The sequence below is a fragment of the Burkholderia sp. 9775_39 genome (assembly GCF_015712225.1).
Taxonomy (GTDB): domain Bacteria; phylum Pseudomonadota; class Gammaproteobacteria; order Burkholderiales; family Burkholderiaceae; genus Burkholderia; species Burkholderia cenocepacia.
Map to the genome: position 1 here is coordinate 191,170 of NZ_JACCQC010000001.1, position 19,622 is coordinate 210,791.

17 protein-coding genes are annotated in these 19,622 nt (G+C 68.7%); 12 read left to right on the plus strand and 5 right to left on the minus strand.

What is annotated here, in order from left to right; translation table 11 throughout:
- Positions 1–61: 61 nt before the first annotated feature.
- Positions 62–919 (minus strand): FadR/GntR family transcriptional regulator, encoded by an 858-nt coding sequence (locus tag H0X90_RS00795; RefSeq protein WP_077190566.1) that lies wholly within the window; start codon positions 917–919, stop codon positions 62–64.
- A gap of 229 nt (positions 920–1,148) precedes the next feature.
- Here H0X90_RS00795 and H0X90_RS00800 point away from each other — a divergent pair, with 229 nt between their 5' ends.
- From H0X90_RS00800 to H0X90_RS00845, 10 genes are all read left to right on the plus strand, one after another.
- On the plus strand, positions 1,149–2,357 hold the full coding sequence (locus tag H0X90_RS00800; protein WP_077190568.1) for an ABC transporter substrate-binding protein: 1,209 nt from the start codon (positions 1,149–1,151) through the stop codon (positions 2,355–2,357).
- A 70-nt stretch (positions 2,358–2,427) separates the two neighbouring features.
- A complete protein-coding gene (locus H0X90_RS00805; RefSeq protein ID WP_077190569.1) occupies positions 2,428–3,288 on the plus strand; it encodes a branched-chain amino acid ABC transporter permease in 861 nt (286 codons plus the stop codon).
- On the plus strand, positions 3,285–4,328 hold the full coding sequence (locus tag H0X90_RS00810) for a branched-chain amino acid ABC transporter permease (protein ID WP_077190571.1): 1,044 nt from the start codon (positions 3,285–3,287) through the stop codon (positions 4,326–4,328). The genes H0X90_RS00805 and H0X90_RS00810 overlap by 4 nt, the downstream gene beginning before the upstream one ends.
- Positions 4,325–5,092, plus strand: a complete 768-nt coding sequence (locus H0X90_RS00815; RefSeq protein WP_006485184.1) for an ABC transporter ATP-binding protein — start codon at positions 4,325–4,327, stop codon at positions 5,090–5,092. Before H0X90_RS00810 ends, H0X90_RS00815 begins: the two co-directional genes overlap by 4 nt.
- On the plus strand, positions 5,089–5,790 hold the full coding sequence (locus H0X90_RS00820) for an ABC transporter ATP-binding protein (RefSeq protein WP_006485194.1): 702 nt from the start codon (positions 5,089–5,091) through the stop codon (positions 5,788–5,790). Before H0X90_RS00815 ends, H0X90_RS00820 begins: the two co-directional genes overlap by 4 nt.
- 34 nt (positions 5,791–5,824) lie before the next feature.
- On the plus strand, positions 5,825–7,114 hold the full coding sequence (locus tag H0X90_RS00825) for a Zn-dependent hydrolase (protein WP_077190620.1): 1,290 nt from the start codon (positions 5,825–5,827) through the stop codon (positions 7,112–7,114).
- The gene (locus H0X90_RS00830; protein WP_077190573.1) at positions 7,111–8,613 is read left to right on the plus strand and encodes a M81 family metallopeptidase; all 1,503 of its coding nucleotides are present in this window, start codon (positions 7,111–7,113) and stop codon (positions 8,611–8,613) included. The genes H0X90_RS00825 and H0X90_RS00830 overlap by 4 nt, the downstream gene beginning before the upstream one ends.
- Before the next feature lie 127 nt (positions 8,614–8,740).
- Complete coding sequence (locus tag H0X90_RS00835) at positions 8,741–9,928, plus strand: beta-propeller fold lactonase family protein (RefSeq protein WP_077190575.1); 1,188 nt, start codon at positions 8,741–8,743, stop codon at positions 9,926–9,928.
- A 644-nt stretch (positions 9,929–10,572) separates the two neighbouring features.
- The gene (locus H0X90_RS00840; RefSeq protein WP_171984170.1) at positions 10,573–13,068 is read left to right on the plus strand and encodes a glycoside hydrolase domain-containing protein; all 2,496 of its coding nucleotides are present in this window, start codon (positions 10,573–10,575) and stop codon (positions 13,066–13,068) included.
- Between the two features lie 49 nt (positions 13,069–13,117).
- On the plus strand, positions 13,118–13,435 hold the full coding sequence (locus H0X90_RS00845) for a beta-mannosidase (protein ID WP_171984171.1): 318 nt from the start codon (positions 13,118–13,120) through the stop codon (positions 13,433–13,435).
- Here the strand turns inward: H0X90_RS00845 and H0X90_RS36005 are convergent.
- Complete coding sequence (locus H0X90_RS36005) at positions 13,389–13,523, minus strand: hypothetical protein (protein ID WP_006767081.1); 135 nt, start codon at positions 13,521–13,523, stop codon at positions 13,389–13,391. The two genes, H0X90_RS00845 and H0X90_RS36005, sit on opposite strands and share 47 nt — an antisense overlap.
- 411 nt (positions 13,524–13,934) lie before the next feature.
- Here H0X90_RS36005 and H0X90_RS00850 point away from each other — a divergent pair, with 411 nt between their 5' ends.
- Together H0X90_RS00850 and H0X90_RS00855 are read left to right on the plus strand one after the other, a co-directional pair.
- Complete coding sequence (locus tag H0X90_RS00850) at positions 13,935–14,411, plus strand: hypothetical protein (protein WP_006485202.1); 477 nt, start codon at positions 13,935–13,937, stop codon at positions 14,409–14,411.
- A 72-nt stretch (positions 14,412–14,483) separates the two neighbouring features.
- Positions 14,484–15,293 carry an alpha/beta fold hydrolase gene (locus tag H0X90_RS00855; protein WP_048988535.1) on the plus strand — a complete coding sequence of 270 codons (810 nt, stop codon included), beginning with the start codon at positions 14,484–14,486 and terminating at the stop codon, positions 15,291–15,293.
- 46 nt (positions 15,294–15,339) lie between these two features.
- Here H0X90_RS00855 and H0X90_RS00860 read toward each other — a convergent pair whose 3' ends face one another.
- The 3 genes from H0X90_RS00860 to H0X90_RS00870 are packed head-to-tail and all read right to left on the minus strand — an operon-like array spanning position 15,340 to position 19,426.
- A complete protein-coding gene (locus H0X90_RS00860; RefSeq protein WP_227739752.1) occupies positions 15,340–17,328 on the minus strand; it encodes a DUF4034 domain-containing protein in 1,989 nt (662 codons plus the stop codon).
- Positions 17,329–17,342: 14 nt separating this feature from the next.
- The gene (locus H0X90_RS00865; protein WP_006485199.1) at positions 17,343–18,125 is read right to left on the minus strand and encodes a DUF1266 domain-containing protein; all 783 of its coding nucleotides are present in this window, start codon (positions 18,123–18,125) and stop codon (positions 17,343–17,345) included.
- The gene (locus H0X90_RS00870) at positions 18,119–19,426 is read right to left on the minus strand and encodes a hypothetical protein (RefSeq protein WP_077056929.1); all 1,308 of its coding nucleotides are present in this window, start codon (positions 19,424–19,426) and stop codon (positions 18,119–18,121) included. Before H0X90_RS00870 ends, H0X90_RS00865 begins: the two co-directional genes overlap by 7 nt.
- Between the last annotated feature and the right edge of the window lie 196 nt (positions 19,427–19,622).

The window sequence follows — 19,622 nt, forward strand, 5'->3', positions numbered from 1 at the left end:
AGAAGTCCGCGGGGTCGCCGCGCAGCGGCCGGCCCCGACGCCACGCCGCCGGTGCCGCCGCTCAGCGCTCTTCCGCGTCCGCCTCGGCCGCATCGGGTCCCGCAACCGGCGCGGCGGCGGCCCGCCGGCGAATCTCGGAATCGAGGATCAACCGCCCGCGCAGCTTCCCTTTCATCCGCTTCACATGCTTGGGCGCCTCGGTCATGTGCTCGACCATCAGCGCCCGGACGCGCTCGACGTCGCGCTCGCGCGCGGCCTGCAGGATCGCCTTGTGGATCGACACGTTCGCCTCGCCGAAGCGCTTGTGCTCGGCGAGCGGCGTATCGTTCCGGAACTCGATCAATTGCCGGATCATCTCGTTGATCAGTTCGCAGCTGAAGCGCAGGAACGGATTGGGATTCGCGGCCGCGAGGATGTCGTGGAACGTCGTGTCCTCCTGCCGCTGACGCAGCATGTGGCCGCGGTCGTGCACGCCCGACCCGCCGTCGCAGCACGCGATGTTGGATTCCAGCGCCGCGAAGTCGCGCTCGGTCAGGTGCGGCACGGCGCCGGCAGCGAGCTCGGGTTCGAGCAGCTTGCGCACCGTATAGATGTCGTCGATCGTCACGTCCTTGAAGAACAGGTAGTTCTGCAGCAGCTGAAGCGTGCGGTCGAGCGGCACCTCGACGACCATCCCGCCGCCCGACGGCCCTGTCGTGACCTTGATGAGCCCCTGCACCTCGAGCGATTTCAGCGCCTCCCGGATCGTGCTCTTGCTCACCGCATAGAGCTGCTGCAGTTCGGCCTCGCGCGGCAGGCGGTCGCCCGGCTTCAGGTCCTTCTCGGTGATCAGCCGCTTGATCTCCTCGGCGACGAGGTCGGCCCGCTTCGGCTGCTTGATTTCGACCGCGAGGCCCGCCCTGGCTCGGTCCATGACCATCTTCACGACTCCTTTGTCTGACCGCGCGCCCGCGTCATCGTCGACGATCGGTCCCGGCGCGGGTACGGAATTTTGCCTGATTGACACCAATTTTGATCAACTCTAGCATCAGGTTCATTCTATTTATCATGATAAATAGGATCAACCGGCGGCGCGCATCGAAGAGTGGCGTGGGCACGGTTTGGCAGTCGGTCGTATCGCGTGTGTCCCCCTCATGAGGAGCGTCAACTTGAATCGCCGAGAACTGTTGAAACTGGCCGCGCTGTCGGCCGTGCCGGGCGCGCTCGGCAGCATGTCGTCCCGGGTCGCGTTCGCGCAGGGCGCGTCCATCCAGCTTGCCTGCCCGGTGCCGATGTCCGGCCCGTTCGCCGCCAACGGCAAGTACGCCGATCTCGGCATGCAGCTCGCCGTCAAGCAGTACGGCAAGGTGCTCGGCGCGCCGCTCGCCTATACGGCGCTCGACACCGAGGGCAAGCCCGCGACGGCCGTGCGGCGCGTGCAGGAGATCGCGCAGCAGAAGGGCGTGCGTTTCTTCGCGGGCGGCATCCTGTCGTCCGAATCGCTGGCGATGGGCAAGGAAGTCCAGAAGGCGGACGGCGTGTTCATCACGACGGCCGGCGCGGACGAGATCACCGGCAAGGACTGCAACGCGGCGACGTTCCGTTGGTCCGTGCCGACCTTCGGCGCGATCGAGCAGACGGTGCGCCCGTTGATCCAGATGCTGCCGAAGGCGAAGCGCTGGTACACGATCACGCCGCAATACGTGTTCGGCGATGGCCTGCTGTCGGCCGCGAAGGCGGTCTTCAAGGAGAAGGGCATCGAGCACGTCGGCAACAGCTATCACTCGCTCGCCGAAAAGGAGTTCAGCGGCTACCTGACGAATGCGGCGGCCGCGCAGCCGGACGTGCTGCTGATCCTGAACTTCGGCTCGCAATCGTCGGACACGCTGCGCCAGGCCGTCAGCTTCGGGATGAAGCGCAACTGCACGATCCTGCTCGCGTGGGCATCGGGCCTCGAGCAGTTCGAGGCGCTCGGGCCGGACATCTGCGATGGCGTGTATTTCGGCGCGCAGTACTGGCACGGCATCGATTCGCCGCTGAACCGCGATCTCGTGAAGCGCGCGAACGCCGCGTTCAAGGCGAACCCGAACTACAGCCTCGCGGGCTCGTACATCTGCTCGAAGATCCTGATCGACGCGATGGTGAAGGCCGGCAGCGCCGATCCGAAGAAGGTCGTCGCGGCGATGGAAGGGATGAAGTACGACGGCCTCACGGGCCCGGAGGAAATCCGCAAGGGCGACCACCAGGTGCTGAAGAACTACTACCTGCTGAAGGGCAAGCCGAAGAGCCGGATGAAGAACGCGGACGACTATGCCGACATCGTCAGCTCCGGCCAGTCGTTCCTGCCGCTCGACAAGACGGGCTGCAAGCTCGCGTGACACCGTGCATGCGTTCGCGGCGCAGCGCGCGCCGCGGGCGTCCGTTACCTTCCTCTCCGACACGGAAGCCATGAACGTCTATCTGCTGCAGATCGTCAACGGCATCGGCGTGGGCATGCTGTATTTCCTGCTCGCCGTCGGCCTGTCGATCGTGTTCGGCCTGCTGCGCTTCGTGAATTTCGCTCACGGCGCGTTCTATCTGCTTGGCGCGTATCTCTGCTACCAGGCGCTGCAATGGTCGGCGAATTTCTGGGTCGCGCTCGCGCTCGTGCCGCTCGTCGTCGGCGTGTTCGCATGGATCGTCGAGAAGCTGGTGCTGCGCCATGTGTACGCGCAGCAGCACGAATTCCATATTCTTGCGACGGTCGGCCTCGCGCTCGTGCTGCAGGAGTGCGCGATCCTCGCGTGGGGGCCGCTCGGCGACAACGTGCCGCCGCCCGACGCGCTGAACGGCGTCGTGATCTGGGGCGGCTTCGTCTACCCGAAGTACCGGCTGTTCGTGATCGGCTTCACGGCCGTGCTCGCCGCGCTGCTGTGGTGGGTGCTCGAAGGCACGCGGCTCGGCAGTACGGTGCGCGCGGGCAGCGAGTCGACGGAGATGGTGTCGCTGCTCGGCATCAACGTGACGCGCGTGTTCAGCCTCGTGTTCGCGCTCGGCGCGGCGACGGCCGCGCTGGCCGGCGTGCTCGCCGCACCGATCCGCGGCGTCGATCCGTTCATGGGGATCGAGGCGCTCGGCGTCGCGTTCGTCGTGGTCGTCGTCGGCGGGATGGGGAATTTTCTCGGCGCGCTCGTCGGCGGGCTGCTGGTCGGCATCGTGCAGAGCCTGATGAGCACGCTGTGGCCGGAAGGCGCGCGATTGATGATCTACGTCGCGATGGCGGCCGTGCTGCTGCTGCGTCCGAACGGTTTGCTGGGGAGGGCCGCATGATCGATTCGTCGAAACCGTTGCCGCCGGGCGCGGCGGCGTCGCAACGCCCGCGGCCGTGGCGCGGCGTGCTGCAGCGGCCGGAAGGCTGGCTCGCGGTGGTCGCCGCGTGCGTGTTGCCGCTCGTGTTGGGTTCGGGCTCACTCGCGACCGAAGTGCTGGTGTTCGCGCTCGCCGCGCTCGGCTGCAACCTGCTGCTCGGGTACACGGGCCTGCTGTCGTTCGGGCAGGGCATCTTCTTCGGGCTCGGCAGCTACGCGGCGGGGCTGGTGCTGACGCGCGGTGTCGCATCGGTGAGCGTCGCGCTGCTGGCGGCGGCGGTGCTCGGCGCCGTCGCGGCCGCACTCGTCGGCTGGTTCTCGATCCGGCAGCGCGGCACCTATTTCGTGATGCTGACGCTCGCGTTCGGGCAGTTGTTCTACTTCCTCGCGTATACGACGCCGGATGTGACGGGCGGCGACAACGGGCTGCTCGACATCCCGCGCCCCGCGCTCGCCGCGTTCGGGCATCCGCTCGTCGCGCTGGATTCGCCGTGGCGCTACTACGGCTTCGTCGCGGTGCTGTTCGTCGCGGTGTTCTGGCTGCTGCTGCGCGTGTCGCGCTCGGTGTTCGGCCGCACGCTGCTCGCGATTCGCGACAACGAGGCGCGCGCGGCGGCGGCCGGCTACGACGTGAAGCGCTTCAAGCTCGCGGCGTTCGTGATCTCGGGCGCGGTCACGGGCCTGGCGGGCGCGCTGCACGCGCTGATGACGGGCATCGCGCCGCTGTCGAACATCGACTATCACACGAGCGAGATGATCCTCGTGATGACGGTGATCGGCGGCACGGGCAACCTGTTCGCGTCGGTGCTCGGCGCGGCGTTCTACGTGCTGTTCGCGGACTGGCTGTCGACGCTGTGGCCGCGCTGGCTGCTGCTGCTCGGCCTCGTGCTGATCGCGGTCAGCCTGTTCATGCAGCGCGGGTTGTGGGGGCTGGGCGAACGCGTCGTGGCGTCGCTGCGGCGTGGCGATCGCACGGTGGTCACGGTCAAGGAGCGGCAATGAGCGAAGCGATTCTCGAAGCGCGCGGCATCGTCAAGCGCTACGGCAAGTTCACCGCGCTGGGCGGCGTCGATCTGCGCATCATGCCGCGCACCGTGCATTCGGTGATCGGCCCGAACGGCGCGGGCAAGACGACGCTGTTCCATACGCTGACCGGCACGCTGCCGATCACGTCGGGCTCGATCCTGTTCGACGGGCACGACGTGTCGCACGAACCCGATCACAAGCGCGTGCGGCGCGGCATCGCCCGCTCGTTCCAGGTGACGAGCCTGTTTCCGAACCTGAGCGTGCGCGAAAACCTGCGCGTCGCCGCGCAGGGCGTCGAATCGCGGCGGGCGCTCAATCCGTGGACGCCGCCGCGCGGGGCGCTCGCGCACGACGGCATCATCGACGACGTACTCGAGCGGCTCGGCCTGCAGCGCTTCGCCGACACGGCGTCCGGCGTGCTGTCGCATGGGCAGCAGCGCCGGCTCGAGGTCGGCATGGCGCTGGCGGCGCGGCCGCGCGCGATCTTTCTCGACGAGCCGACGTCGGGCATGGGCATCGACGATCTCGACGACATGAAGGCGCTGATCCGCGGCCTGCGCGACGACTACACGGTCGTGCTGATCGAACACAACATGGGCATCGTGATGGACATCTCGGACACGATCACGGTGATGCAGCAGGGACGCGTGCTGGTCGAAGGCCGACCCGATGCGATTCGCGGCGACGCGCGCGTGCGCAGCGCCTATCTCGGCAACATGATCACCGGAGGCCGCGCATGATGCTCGACGTGAAGGAGGTGCATGCCTGCTACGGCAAGAGCCACGTGCTGCAGGGCATTTCGCTGAACGTGAACGAAGGCGAGACGGTGACGCTGCTCGGCCGCAACGGCGCGGGCAAGTCGACGACGCTCAAGACGATCGCCGGAGTCGTCGCGCCGACCGGCGGCACGGTGACGTTCGCGGGCCGGCCGGTGTCCGGGCAGCCGGCGCACCGGATCGCCGCGCGCGGCCTGTGCTTCGTGCCCGAGCATCGAGGGATTTTCCGGCTGCTGTCGGTCGAGGAAAACCTGCGGCTCGGCGCGCGTCGCGATTCGCCGTGGCAGCTCGACGACATCTACCGGATCTTTCCGCGGCTGAAGGAGCGTCGCCGCAACGGCGGCGCGCAGTTGTCGGGCGGCGAGCAGCAGATGCTCGCGATCGGCCGCGCGTTGATGAATCATCCGCGGCTGCTGATGCTCGACGAACCGGTCGAGGGGCTTGCGCCGGTGATCGTCGAGGAGATCGTCGCGCAGTTGAAGCAGATCAAGGCGGCCGGTGTCGCGATCCTGCTCGTCGAACAGAACCTCGAAGTGTGCACGCAGCTCGCGGATCGCCACTTCGTGATCGAACAGGGCGTGATCGTCTACGAAGGCAGCAACGCGGCGTTCGCGGCCGACCATGACGTGAAGGACCGCTACCTGGGCGTCGGTGTCGCATGAGCGCCGGGCCCTTTCAATGCGAGGAATGGCAACGATGCAAGTACAGGATGTGACTCCGGGCGTCGCGGCGTCCGGCTTGCGCGTCGATGGCGCGCGGCTGTGGGACAGTCTGATGCGGCTCGCGCGGATCGGCGCGACCGACAAGGGCGGCGTGTGCCGCCTCGCGCTCACGGACCTCGATCGCCAGGCGCGCGACCTGTTCGTCGCGTGGGCGAAGGACATCGGTTGCACGGTGCGCGTCGATGCGATCGGCAATATCTTCGCGCGGCGCGCGGGCGAGCGGGACGACCTGCCGCCCGTGGCGACGGGCAGCCACATCGACACGCAGCCGACCGGCGGCAAGTTCGACGGCAACTACGGCGTGCTGGCCGGCCTCGAGGTGCTGCGTACGCTCGCCGCCGCCGGGGTGCGCACGCGCGCGCCGCTCGAGGTGGCCGTCTGGACCAACGAAGAAGGGCCGCGCTTCGTCCCGGTGATGATGGGCTCCGGCGTATTCGCGGGCGCGTTCACGCTCGACCATGCGCTCGCGCAATGCGATCGCGATGGCGTGTCGGTGCGCGATGCGCTGGCCGCGATCGGGTACGCGGGCAGTGCGGACGACGAGCGCGGCGCGCATCCCGTCGGCGCGTATTTCGAAGCGCATATCGAGCAGGGGCCGGTGCTGGAGGCGCACGACACGACGATCGGCGTGGTCGAAGGCGCGCTCGGACAACGCTGGTACGACGTGACCGTGCATGGGATGGAGGCGCATGCCGGCCCCACGCCGATGGAACTGCGCCGCGATGCGCTGCTGGTCGCGGCCGATCTCGTGCGTGCGGTGAACGGCATCGCGCGCGCGCATCCGCCGCACGGACGCGGCACGGTCGGCTGGGTCGACGTGCACCCGAATTCGCGCAACGTGATTCCCGGCCGCGTGACGCTGACCGTTGACCTGCGCGCGGCCGACGACGCGACGCTGACGGCGATGGACGCGCAACTGCGCGCGGCATGCGCCGACCTGGGCGCGGCGGCCGGGATGCGGATCGACATCGAGCCGGTCGTGTATTTTCCGCCGCAGCCGTTCGATCCGGCGCTGGTCGAGCAGGTCCGCGCCGGCGCGCGCGCGCTCGGGCTGTCGTCGATGAACGTGATCAGCGGCGCGGGCCACGATGCGGTGTATCTCGCGCGCGTGGCGCCGACCGCGATGATATTCGTGCCGTGCAAGGACGGGATCAGCCACAACGAGATCGAAGATGCCGATCCGGCGCATCTGGAAGCCGGCTGCAACGTGCTGCTGCATGCGATGCTCGGCGCGGCCGGGATTGCGGAGGGCCGTGCACGATGAAGATCCTGATCGCCCGGATGAACCACGAGACCAATACGTTCTCGCCGGTGCCGACGCCGCTCGCCGCGTTCGGCCGTAACGGCCCCGACTGGGGCGACGATGCGTATCGCGCGAATCGCGGGATGCGCACCGCGATGGCCGCGTTCATCGACGCGGCCGAGCGCGAAGGCGCCGATATCGTGACGCCGGTGTCGGCCGCCGCGAACCCGAGCGGGCCGGTCGCGGCCGACGCATATGCGGCGATCTGCGATGCGATCGTCGCCGCCGCGCCAGGCTGCGACGCGGTGATGCTCGACCTGCACGGCGCGATGGTTGCCGAGCAGAGCGCGGACGGCGAGGGCGACCTGCTCGCGCGGGTGCGCGCGGCGCTGCCGGCTGCGCCGATCGCGGTCGCGCTCGACCTGCATGCGAACGTCACGCAGAAGATGATCGACAACGCGGACGTGATCGTCAGTTTCAAGACGTATCCGCACGTCGACATGTACGAGACCGGCGAGCATGCGGCGCGGCTGCTGCTGGACCGACTGCACGGCCGCGCGCGGCCCGTGCTCGCGTGGCGGCAGCCGCCGCTGATGACGTCGACGCTGCGCAGCGCGAGCGCCGAAGGCGCGATGCGGCGCGCGGTGGAAGCCGCGTGCGCGGCCGAAGCGGACGGCATGCTCGCGGTCTCGGTGCTGCCCGGTTTCTCGCTCGCGGATATTCCCGCGCCGTGCATCAGCGTGGTCGTGGTAGCCGACGGCGACCGCGCCGCGGCCGACGCCGTCGCCGAACGCATCGCGCGGCAGATCTGGGATGCGCGCGACGAATTCGTCTATCGCAGCGCGCCGCTCGCCGAATCGGTCGCCCAGGCCGCGGCGCTCGCCGACGGCGCGGACCGCCCGGTGCTGATGCTCGATCACGGCGACAACTGCATGTCGGGCGGCCCGTGCGACACGATGGACCTGCTCGAAGCCGCGCTCGCGCACGGGCTCGACGGGATCGTCAGCGGGCCGTTGTGCGACCCCGAAGCCGTCGCGGCGCTGATCGACGCGGGCGTCGGCGCTACCGTCACGGTGCCGGTCGGCAACCGTCTGCCGTCGCACGGCGGCGTGCGGCGCGAACCGTTCCGCGCGACGGGCATCGTGCGCGCGATCACCGACGGCGAGTACGTGATCACGGGGCCGACGTACACCGGGCAGCGTGCGTACATGGGCCGTGCGGCGGTGCTCGACATCGGCACGGCCACGCTCGTCGTCACCGAGCGCACGCAGGAGCCGTGGGATCTCGGCGTGTTCGAGAGCGTGGGTGTCGATCCGCGGCGCGCGCGCTTCCTGCTGCTGAAGTCGCGGATGTATTGCCGGCCGGTGTTCGTGCCGATTTCGTCCGCGCTGGTCGAATGCGACAGCCGCGGCGTGACGGGCTCGGACTTCGGGCTGTTTCGCTACGCGCGGCTCGCGCGGCCGGTGTATCCGCTCGACGACGTCGTCGAGTGGTCATCGGGGATGCGACGCACGGATTGACGGAACCGGACCGGGCGCGAGACGCCGGGTCGGCCCGCTTTCGGGCATCATCCGATAGCGCCGGCCCGTCGAGCAGCAGGGCCGGGCAATCCATTGCGTCCGCAACCGATCCGGAGAACCGACCGCCATGCATTCGAATCCTTTCCGCCTGCGCAGCGCGCGCCTGCTCGCCGCGCTGACCCTCGCCACGACGGCCGTTGCCGTGCACGCCGCCGACTGGATCGTGTCCGGCAACGACGGCAAGTACCAGCGCGTCGAGGGCCGCGACACCTATCTGCCTGCCCCGCCCGCCGACACGCTGACGCTGCTCGACGTCAGCACCTTCCCGCCGAAGGTCGCCCTGCAGGTCGACGTCGAGAACGGTATCCAGGGGCCGCCGCAGGCCGTCGCGATCACGCCCGACGCGAAGCTCGCGCTCGTCGGTGCGCCGACGCGCTACGACACGGCCGCGAAGCAGCTCGTATTCGACACGTTTCTACAAGTCGTGAATCTCGACAGCGCGCTGCCGGCGATCACGCGCATCGAGCTCGGCACGCATCCGCAAGGGATCGCGATCGACCGCTCGGGCCGGCTCGCGCTCGTCGCCAACGTCGACGGCAGCGTGTCGATCGTGCGTATCGACGGCACCCACGTGACGCTCGACGGCAACCTGAAAATCGGCAAGAAGCGGCTGGCCGGGATCAGCTTCACGCACGACGGCAAGCATGCGCTCGTGTCGCTGCGCGACGAGCAGGGCATCGCGGTACTGAACGTCGACGACGGCAAGGTGACCGACAGCGGCACGCGCCTGAGCACCGGCGTCGCGCCGTACACGATCGACGTGTCGAGCGACAACCGCTGGGCCGTCGTCAGCAACGTCGGGCTCGCGGGGCTGCCCGGTTACTCCGGCACGCTCGCGGGCGACGCCGATTCGGTCGCGCTGATCGACGTGTCGCGCGTGCCGTTCCGCACGGTCCAGTACCTGACGGTGCCGTCGCTGCCGGAAGGCGTCGCGATTTCGCCGAACGGCAAGTGGATCGCCGTGCAGGCGATGGACGGTTCGAACCTGACGGCCGACAACCCGGGCCGCCACAAACTCGGCAAGGTGCTGCTGTTCGAGATCCGCGACGGGCAGGCCGTGAAGGTGAGCGAGGCGCCCGGCGGCGAAGCCGCGCAGGGCATCGTGTTTACCGCCGACAGCCGGCACGTGATCGTGCAGTTCAACGTCGAACGGCAGCTTGCGCTGTATGCGGTCGACGGCGGCAAGCTGCGCGATACGGGCAAGCGGATCGCGCTGACCGGCGGCCCGTCTTCGCTGAGGACGTTGCCGCGCTGACGCGCCGTCGCGCGCTTCGTCAATTCTTTCGCATCCCTGAGTGAACGGGGCGCCCGGAGTCGCCGGGCGCCCGTCGCCGCACATCCCGCTCCGGCTGGTTGCAACGCAACAAACGCCGGCAATTTGTGCTCAAAGCCACTTAACTCCCAATTGTTTAGTTAAACAAACTGAAAATTCGGGAAACTTCTTGTGGCGAATAAACAGTCGTTACGGCACTGTAAGTCCCCGGGAAGGGAGCGCCGGATGCGGTGGCGATTCGGTGGGCAGCACGCCCGCGCCCGCCGCGGTAGCGGCAGGCGCCGGAAATTCGCAAGCGGAAGTCTGCGCGGCGCCGATTAGGGGGGCAGCCGGCGTCGCGCCGCGCAAGGTGGCAAGCCTGGCGGCGCGTCGGAACATCGTCGACGCCGGATGATTCGTTTAATTAACGGTACTAAACGAAAATGAAAAATCCACGACTCTTGATCGTCGCTGCACTGACGTGTGCGGCGCTCGCCGCGTGTGGCGGCGATGACGTGAACGGTACGTCGACCGCCGGCAATGGCGGCACGGACGGGCCATCGACATCGGGGCCATCGCAACCGGGACAACCGGGGCAGCCAGCGCAACCGGGCCAGCCGTCCACGCCGACGCCCACGCGTACCAATATGCAATTGACGCAGTTCGTCAACCCGCTGATCGGCACGCAGGTCAACGGCGACTCCGGCTACGCGGGCAACGTGAACCCGGGCGCCACGGTGCCGTTCGGGATGGTCGATTTCGGGCCGAACACGCCGCGCTACAACTTCAACGGGTCGGGCGGCTACCTGTCGTCGGGCGGATCGACCGGTACGATCGATTTCTTCAGCGTCACGCACCTGAGCGGCGTCGGCTGCCCGGGGCAGGGCGCAGTCGCGATGCTGCCCACCGACGGGGCGAACGCCATCGCGCCGGGCGGCAGACCGGCCGGCGTCGGATACAGCTATGCGGATGAAGTGGCTCAACCGGGTTACTACAAGGTGCGCCTCGCGAACGGCATCACGACGGAACTGAGCGCGACCGCGCGTTCCGGCCTCGCGCGCTTCACGTACACGGACAAGAACAAGGGCTTTTTCTCGATCGATGCGAAGCTGAACGGCAACAGCGATTCGGGCAGCACGAGCATCACCGCGAACAACGTGGCGCTCGCACTCGCCAGCGACGGCCGGTCGATGAGCGGGCAGGCGGTCGCGCCGGCGTTCTGCACGCCGTACGGCACGATCTGGAATGCTCCCGTGTATTTCTATGCGACCTTCGACAAGCCGCTGCGCAAGCAAACGGGTACGTCGTCGGTGAATACCGCGAGCAACGGTGCGGCGACACTGCAGTTCGACCTGACCGATGCGGACAAGACCGTCACCGTGAAGGTCGGCATCTCGTCCGTCAGCGTGTCGAACGCGCAGGCCAACCTCGCGGCCGAGGGCGAAAAACTGGCGTTCGACGATGCGCGGACGAAGGCCTCCGCGGCGTGGAACGACCGGCTCAACACGATCCAGATCGATCAGGCGAAGGACCCGGCTGCGCTGAACGCCACGCAGAAGGCGAATCTCACGAAGTTCTACACGGCGCTGTATCACGTATTCAGCGCGCCGACGCTCTACAGCGACACGAATGGCGAGTTCCGCAGCATGCGTCAGCCGAAGAACGCGAACGGCAGCTATCCGACCTCGGTGGACCGGACCGGCACCGTCCCGCAGCGTGCCACCGCGAACGTCAAGGACTATGCGTACAAACGTCCGGACGGCTCGCAAGGCGGCGGCGCCAATCACTACACGGGTTTCTCGCTGTGGGATACGTATCGCTCCCAGGCGCAGTTGCTTGCGATGCTCGCGCCGCAGGAAGCGAGCGACATGATGCAGTCGCTCGTTGTCGACGGGCTGCAGTGCGGCGCGTTTCCGCACTGGGTCGACGGCAGTGACGATTCGACGCCGATGGCGGGCGACAACGCGCTGAACGTGATTGCCGGTTCCTACAAATTCGGCGCGACCGATTTCGATCTGGTGTCGGCCGCGCGCCTGACGAAGCAGTCGGTGTTCGATCCGTCGAGCGCGTGCAACGACCGCGCGAGCGCGCCGGGGCTCGCCAATTTCCTGACGGCCCATTATCTGTCGCAGAGCGACGACGGCCATTCGTCGTCGGCGACCATCGAGCGCGTGCTGAGCGACCGCTCGGCGGCCGCGTTCCTGCAGGCGCTGCCTGCCAGCGTGCTGAACGCGCCGTCGGTCGGCGTGACGGCGGACAACATCGGCACGCTGTACACGCGCGCATCGTGGTGGCGCAACATCTTCGACTACCCGAACAAGGTGATCGCCGCGCGTAACGCGCCGCCGGCCGGTGCGGCGCCCGGCACGCTGGGCGCGCTCGTGCCGGGTTCGTTCCACGAATCGACGGAGCCGAACTACTTCTGGTCCTTCGCGCAGGACTGGTCCGCGCTGATCGATGCGATCGGCGGCAAGCAGGCGGCCGTCGCGCGGCTGAACAAGCTGTTCGCGATCACGACGCCGTATTCGACGGTGCCGACTTCCGGCAGCCTGAACGGCGGCGAATCGTCGAACGGCCTCTATATCGGCAACGAACCGTCGTTCCAGTCGCCATGGGGCTACAACTGGGCCGGGCAACCGAGCGGGGCGCAGTACATCCTGCCGATCATCATGGCGCAGACGTTCGGCACCGGCCGCGACGGCCTGCCGGGCAACGACGACATGGGCGCGACGTCGAGCTGGTACGTGTGGGCGACGCTCGGCATGTTCCCGGTCATTCCGTCGGAAGCGGGTCTTGCGTTGTCCACGCCGCAATTCAGCGGCATCACGGTCTGGCTCGGCAACGGCAAGACGCTGCGGCTCGAAAGCGACCAGCAGGTCGCGGCGGACGATACCGGCCGTGCCGCGTTCCCGTATATCCAGTCGCTGAAGGTCAATGGAGCCGACTATGCCGGGTCATGGCTGCCGCTGGGCAAGATCGCCAACGGTGGGACGATGCGCTACGCGCTGTCCGCGACGCCGACGCAATGGGCGGCCGCCGACAACCTGACGCCGCCGTCCGGGCCGAACGCGGACTATACGCAGATGGCCGCCGGCGGCGCGTCGACTGCGATGCGCACGCAGCGCCAGGTCGGCGTGCGATAAAGGCAGGGATGCCCGCAGGGCAGCTGCGCTGCGCGCATCCGCGGAGACGATGCCATCATGGAGGACAACTACAATCCTGCCGGCGTTCTGCAGCGACAACTATCTGAACCTGATGCCGGGCGCGAAGCGGCAGATCACGATCGACCTGCCGCATGCGAACGGCGCCCCGATATCGCGCGTCGCGTTGCGGATCGACGGGCGACTCGATCGGCCGCCCTGCAGGCTCGGGCTCGGCGGTGTGCCGGTCGGGTTCAACGAGCGCGCGCTGGCGGTCGATCAGGCGGTGGCGACGTTCGCGAGTGCCCGCGTCGCGACGTGCGTCAGGGACGCAGCAGATCGAACCCGCCGAAGACCACGACACCGCTGAGCACGATCATCGCGACGGAGTGCTGGCCGAAGTAGAGAATCGCGGCGGCAAGCCACGTCGTGATGCAGAAGGCGCCGATGCGGGCCATCGTGTGTTCCTCGAATGCGTGATGAAGCGAATGCATGCCGCACGGCGTTCGCCGCTCGCGTGGATGAGCGGGGGGACGCAGGGCAGACGAACGGAAAAGGCGACCCGGAAAGCCGCGATTGCGGCGTCGGCACAGGTTGCATGCCGCGTGCAACGGCGCGGAGAGTCGAAGCCGGCGGCCGTGGCGCGTTCGGGCCCGACGGAGGCGGTCGACGTGCGTATCCAGCCGGCGAAGCAGCGATTCTACCAGCGCCGCCCGCCTGCCAATCTGGCCCTTTCGCGGTCGATTGGAGTGCGCGCGGGGCAATCCACCCGGCCCCGATATTCAAGTTTCGTGTGACGAATGCCGTAAACGAACTGGAAGGCGATTTTCGCCCTTGTCACTTCGTTTACCGACACACGGACCGACACGATGCAGATCGATTTCTCCACGACCGCGCGATCCCCGCTCGCGGACAGCGGCGTGACCGCGAACGCACCCGCCGCGACGTCGTCCAGCGGCGGCACGACGGATGCAGCGAGCACGACGGGCACGACCGGCGCCACGGGCGCGACCGACACGACCCGTACCACCGGCACGAAGGATTCGACCGGCGCCACCGGCGAAACGCTCGGCGCGGCGGGCGCATCGTCGGAAGACCCGGCGGTCGCGCAGTTGAAGGCGCTGATCGAGCGGCTGCAGAAGCAGCTCGCGACGCTGGAGCGGCAGATGGCCACCGCGGCGCAGCGCGCGAAGGACGACCCGGCCGCGGCCGTCGAACAGCAGTCGCTGAGCGCGGAAGCCAGCGCGATTTCGGCTGCGCTCGCGACGGCCATCTCGCAACTCGCGGCGGCGCTCGAAAAATCCGGCGGCTCGCCGTCGGGCGGGCTGGTGTCGACGCAGGCCTGAGCGCCCGCGGCGGCACGTCGGCCGCCCGCATTACAATCGCAAGCTCGTCTCCCTCTCGAGGACGGCTGAACGATGCATGCGGAACCCGACGACGAACTCGTTCGCTTCGACGCGCACGGCGGCACGCCGCTGCCGGCGGCCGACGCGGAAGGATGGATCGACCACGACGGCGCACGCATGTGGCACGCGTCGTTCGGCCAGGGGCCGGCGGTCGTGCTGCTGCACGGCGGCCTCGGCCACGGCGGCAACTGGGGCAACCAGGTGCCGGCGCTGCTCGCGGCCGGCTACCGCGCGATCGTGATCGACAGCCGCGGGCACGGTCGCAGCACGCGCGACGACCGACCCTATTCGTACGAACGCATGGCATCGGACGTGCTGGCCGTGCTCGACGCGCTGCACGTCGACCGTGCACGCTTCGTCGGCTGGAGCGACGGCGCGTGCATCGCGCTCGTGCTGGCCGCCCGCGCACCGGAACGCGCGGCCGGCGTGTTCTTCTTCGCGTGCAACATGGATCCGGGCGGCACGAAGGAGATGGTGCCGAGCCCGCTGATCGACCGCTGTTTCGCGCGGCATCGCAAGGACTATGCGCGACTGTCCGCGACACCGGACCAGTTCGATGCGTTCGTCGCGGCCGTCAGCGAAATGATGCGCACGCAACCCGATTACACCGCGCAGGACCTCGCGGCGATCGCCGTGCCGGTGGCGATCGTGCAGGGCGAGCACGACGAATTCATCCGGCCCGAGCATGCGGCGTACTTGGCACGCACGATCCCCGGCGCGACGCTGACGATCCTGCCCGGCGTGAGCCATTTCGCGCCGCTGCAGCGGCCCGAACGGTTCAACGCGGCGATGCTGGCGTTTCTCGAGCGGCTGCCGGGATGATGCACGCACGGCCCGCCGGCGAGCGGGCGCGTGCGTCGGCCCGGGTTCAGACCATCGCGTTGTCGGTGCCCGGAATTTCGTGCGCCTTGATCTGCTTGCGCTGCAGCTTGTAGCGCAGCTTCCCGAGCATGCCGTCCTCGTGGCTGACGCGCGTGATGTTCTGCACGTATTCGTCGTCCGGTGCGATGGCCTGCGCGCCCATGATCCATCGCACGCTTTCGCGATAGTCGTACAGCGACTTGTCGTTGATGTCCGCAAGGAAGAACGACAGCGCGGCCATCGCGGCAGGGTGACCGCCTTCGGCATGTCGGCGCAGTTCGTCGACGTAGCGATGGCGCGACGGATAATCCTCGATGTCGCCGATGAACATCAGCATGCACTCGAGGCCGTCCGTATGCCCCATCTCGTGCGCCTTGCGCGCGGCCTCGACGGCCTCGGCCTGCATGCGCACGCGTTCGGCACGGTCCGTGCTGGTCTGCCCGATGTGATGGTACGTGTAGCCGAGCCGGTACGCAGCCATGTTGCCGCCGGCCTCCATCGATTCGCGGAAGTAGTGGGCGGCGCGGTACGGGTCGGGCTCGACATGCGTGCCGTCCTTGTAGAAGCAGCCGAGCAGGTAGCCGCACGAATCGCCGCCCGCCTCGTAGCCGAGCTTGCAGATGGCGAGGGCATCGGCGGGGCGCCGGTTCTCATACTCGAACGCGGTGGCGATCTGGTTCCATGCGAGCGAGCCGGGCTCGTTCTCGCGCGCGGCTTCGAGCCAGGCGTCGCCGCGCGCGTCGTCCCGCGCGAAGCCGAACGTGCCGGTGCGATGCGCATAGCCGCGCAGGATCATCGCCGACGTGCAGGCGCGCGCGTCCGATGCACGTTCGATCGCGCGGGGCAGCCAGTCGCCCTGTGGATCGAGGCCGAGCGCCAGCCGCAAGCCCATCGCCATCGCGCGGTTGTCGTCGATCGGCTCGTTGCGTTCGGCTTCCTGCAGCCGCGCGTAGGCTTGTTCGTACTCGCTGCGCTTGAAGTGGCTGTACGCGAGCCAGTGCAGCGTTTCCCACCGGTGATACGGATGCAGCGCGGCCTGCGCACGCGCGAGCGTCGCGGTCATCGCGTGGCGTGCGTCGTCTTCGTCGTCGTTCGCATCGAGCGTGTTGCCGGCGTAGTCGTCGCGCCAGATCTCGTGCAGCAGCCGGTCCTTCTCGACCGCATCGAGGTGCGCGCACGCGTCGGACGCGACGAACGCGCGGATGTGATCGTGCGAGCCGCCCCAGCGCGGCTGCATGTACCAGATGAACGTGCGCATCGGGAAGAACAGCTTCGGGTGGACGTGCAGCGTCGCCTCCATCCAGTACCACTTCTCCTTGCGCAGCTTCTTGCCCTGGACCGGGCCCGGCAACGCGTCCGGAAATGCCGGCGGGCAGGCGACCGGCACGTCGGGATTCAGCCCCGAACGCGCGAACATCTGCTGCAGTTCGGCGTGCGTGGCTTCGTCGTCGGCGCCGGCGTTCAGCTGCAGTTCGGTGACGGGCCAGCGGCGCTCGCGCACGAGCTGCGCGAGCCACTCGGGTTCGCCGAACGACGACACGCTCGTGAAGATCACCATCGGCGCGCTCCACATCGTCGGCGCGAGCGCCAGCGCGCGCAGCGCGGCGACGAGCGTCAGCGTCGCGCACGCATGCGCGCCGATCCAGCCGGCTTCGGTCACCGTTTCGGCCCAGCCGCCGCCGCGGTATTCGTAGGCCCAGTGGTGCCAGTAATGCGCTTCGCACAGCCACGCGTGCGCGGAGCGCGGGTTCGCGGCCTGCCACGCGCGCAGGCGCGCGAGGCCCTCGGCGCCGGCGTCGAGGCACGGCTGCACGTCGGCCGGCAGCGCGTCGACGTACCGCCCTTCGGCGATGCGATCGTCGAAGCTCGCGGCGAGCGCGGCATCGAGTTGCGCGTCGAGCGCGGCGAACTCGCCCGCGCGCAGCAGCGCGTCGACGTCGCAAATGAACCAGCGGGATGTCGCGGGCGGAATCAGGTCGGCGGAGGCGGAGGACATGTCGGTATCGGCGGTCATGACGAAACGGGTTGAGGATCGAAGATGCGGTAGCGCTTCCACGGCAGCGAAAGCCAGTTTCCGGACGGATTGCGCAGGTACTCGCGCACTTCCTGCGTGGCGCGCGACGACGCGGGGCCGTCCTGGCCGCTGCCGCGCAGCCACTGCTGGCGCGCCCGCGCATACGCGAGTCCGAAGTCTTCCCAGCTGTCGAAGCTGTCCTGCGCGCGCTGGGCGTTGAGCAGCAGCACGACCCACGCGTGCTGTTCGGACGTCCAGCCGAGCAGCGCGATGCAGCGCACGAGAAATGCGGTGCGCGCGCAGTCGAACGCGAGTGCGTCGCGCACGCGCCCGACGGCGGCGAGTTGTTCGTAGAAGCCGTCGTGCGAGCGGCCGACGCCGCGGATCCAGCCCGCAAGGATCGACGGCACGCGCTGCACGATCTGCCACTCGGGCAGGTCGGCCGGCAGGTCGAGTTCGCGCCTGACCTGGCGCGCGAGCCGTTCGCGCTGCGAATCGGGCAGCGCATGGACGAGATCGTCGCAATCGCAGCGCAGCCCGTTGCGGATCAACAGGATGTCGGCCAGCGCGAGCGCCCAGCGACGGCGGTTCGGCGGCGCCTGCTCGGCCTGCGCATGCGCGAGACGAACGGCCGTGGTTTGCCGTACCGGCACCGCGCTGTCGGCGCCCGCGGCCTGGTCGGCGTCGACTTCGCGCACCATCCGCGCGGCGACCCGGAACGAGCGCCACACGTACCACACGAGCCACAGCGCGACCGCGCCGAGCAGCAGTTTCAGCATGACGGGCTCCCGTCCGCCGGCACGGGCAACGCGAACGCCGCGCACAGCGCGGGATCGATCGCGATGCCTTCGATCTCGAATGCGGTCGTGGCCGGTGGTGCATTCGGTGCGCGCGCGGCCGGCAGCGCATCGGCCGGCAATGCGTGGCGCGCGGCCGCCGCGACGGCCGGATCGATCTGCCGCAGCTGGCCGAGCGCATAGGGCGCGTTGCGCAGCAGCAGCCATTGCAGCACGGCCGGCGGCTGCTCGAAATGCTCGATCAGGTGGAAGTTGTCGCTCATCACGCTCAGCAGATGGTCGGGCGAGCGCACGTCGGTGACGAAGGTCCAGGCGCCGGTGGCCGCGCCCGGCGCGTCCGGCTCGAACACGAGGCCCATGCCCTCGCAATCCGGATGGCGCTCGCCGCGCGGCGCGAGCGCGCGCAGGAACTGGCGGACGTCGTCGGCATAGCGGCGCACCGGATGACGATTCTGCTTGCCCTTGATCTGGTCGATGCGCAGGCCGTCGCCGCTGACCTGCAGGCTGATCGTCACGTGCGGCTGATTGCCCGCGCCGCGCAGCGTGAACAGGCGCAGCCGGCCGTCCTGCGCGGCTTGCGCGTACTGCTCGCCGTAGCCGCCGCGCAACCGGCGGCGATCCGCGAACTGGCCGAGGCAGTGCTGCATGTAGTACGACTCGTACGCGAGCTCCTCGCGCAGCGCCGCATGGCTGCCGACGAATTCGAACACGATTCCGTTCGGTGTGCGCAGCACCTCGCGCAGCGCGAGGCCGCTGCTCGGCACCCAGCCCTTGTCGCGGCGCGCCTGCATCCGCTGGTGCTCGCGTTCCCACATGTCGAGCGCCATCGCGCAGGTGATGCGCTGCAGTTTCTGCGCGAGCCGCGTGCCGGCGCGCGAGCGCAGGAATTCGACCAGCACGCGTTCGCGGTCGATCAGCAGCATGTGCTCGGGATCGATGAAGTAGAGCCGCGCGGGCTCGGCGGCGAGTGGCGGCGCAGCGTCGGCCACCTGGCCGGGTGCCGCGGACGCCGCGGACGCCGGTTGCGCGCGGAACCGGCGCACGAGCCATTCGGGTGCCGGCCGGTCGGCGCCGGCGAGTGCGCGGTAATCGGCGAGCGAATCGAGCGGCTGCGCCTGCTCGAACGCACCGACGACCCAGCGGAAGAAATGGTTGCCGAGCCACGCACGGATCTCGGCGGGATCGTCGCGCTCGGTGCTGCGGCGGGCGATCGCCGCCTTGATGTCGGGTGCATTGACGACGTCGCGCGGCCGATAGGCCGACGCGGCCACGGTTTCGGTCACGGGCTCACTCTCCGGTCGGGCAGGGCGTGCGCGGGCGGTGCGCGCAGGACCCTGGCGGTTCTTTTGGCTCAACGGCGAAACGGCGAACGTGCGCGCACAAGAACGCGCTGGCGTCGCGTATTCCGGTTCAGGTCGATCAGTGCGTGAACGTCACGCGAGCGCGCGGGAGCCGATGACGCGGGAGCGGGCGAGCGGG

Coding starts and splice junctions, on each gene's coding strand:
- H0X90_RS00795 (WP_077190566.1), bottom strand. CDS start 919: ATGGTCATGGACCGAGCCAGGGCGGGCCTCGCGGTCGAAATCAAGCAG.
- H0X90_RS00805 (WP_077190569.1), top strand. CDS start 2,428: ATGAACGTCTATCTGCTGCAGATCGTCAACGGCATCGGCGTGGGCATG.
- H0X90_RS00810 (WP_077190571.1), top strand. CDS start 3,285: ATGATCGATTCGTCGAAACCGTTGCCGCCGGGCGCGGCGGCGTCGCAA.
- H0X90_RS00815 (WP_006485184.1), top strand. CDS start 4,325: ATGAGCGAAGCGATTCTCGAAGCGCGCGGCATCGTCAAGCGCTACGGC.
- H0X90_RS00820 (WP_006485194.1), top strand. CDS start 5,089: ATGATGCTCGACGTGAAGGAGGTGCATGCCTGCTACGGCAAGAGCCAC.
- H0X90_RS00825 (WP_077190620.1), top strand. CDS start 5,825: ATGCAAGTACAGGATGTGACTCCGGGCGTCGCGGCGTCCGGCTTGCGC.
- H0X90_RS00830 (WP_077190573.1), top strand. CDS start 7,111: ATGAAGATCCTGATCGCCCGGATGAACCACGAGACCAATACGTTCTCG.
- H0X90_RS00835 (WP_077190575.1), top strand. CDS start 8,741: ATGCATTCGAATCCTTTCCGCCTGCGCAGCGCGCGCCTGCTCGCCGCG.
- H0X90_RS00840 (WP_171984170.1), top strand. CDS start 10,573: ATGCAATTGACGCAGTTCGTCAACCCGCTGATCGGCACGCAGGTCAAC.
- H0X90_RS00845 (WP_171984171.1), top strand. CDS start 13,118: ATGCCATCATGGAGGACAACTACAATCCTGCCGGCGTTCTGCAGCGAC.
- H0X90_RS36005 (WP_006767081.1), bottom strand. CDS start 13,523: ATGGCCCGCATCGGCGCCTTCTGCATCACGACGTGGCTTGCCGCCGCG.
- H0X90_RS00850 (WP_006485202.1), top strand. CDS start 13,935: ATGCAGATCGATTTCTCCACGACCGCGCGATCCCCGCTCGCGGACAGC.
- H0X90_RS00855 (WP_048988535.1), top strand. CDS start 14,484: ATGCATGCGGAACCCGACGACGAACTCGTTCGCTTCGACGCGCACGGC.
- H0X90_RS00860 (WP_227739752.1), bottom strand. CDS start 17,328: ATGTCCTCCGCCTCCGCCGACCTGATTCCGCCCGCGACATCCCGCTGG.
- H0X90_RS00865 (WP_006485199.1), bottom strand. CDS start 18,125: ATGCTGAAACTGCTGCTCGGCGCGGTCGCGCTGTGGCTCGTGTGGTAC.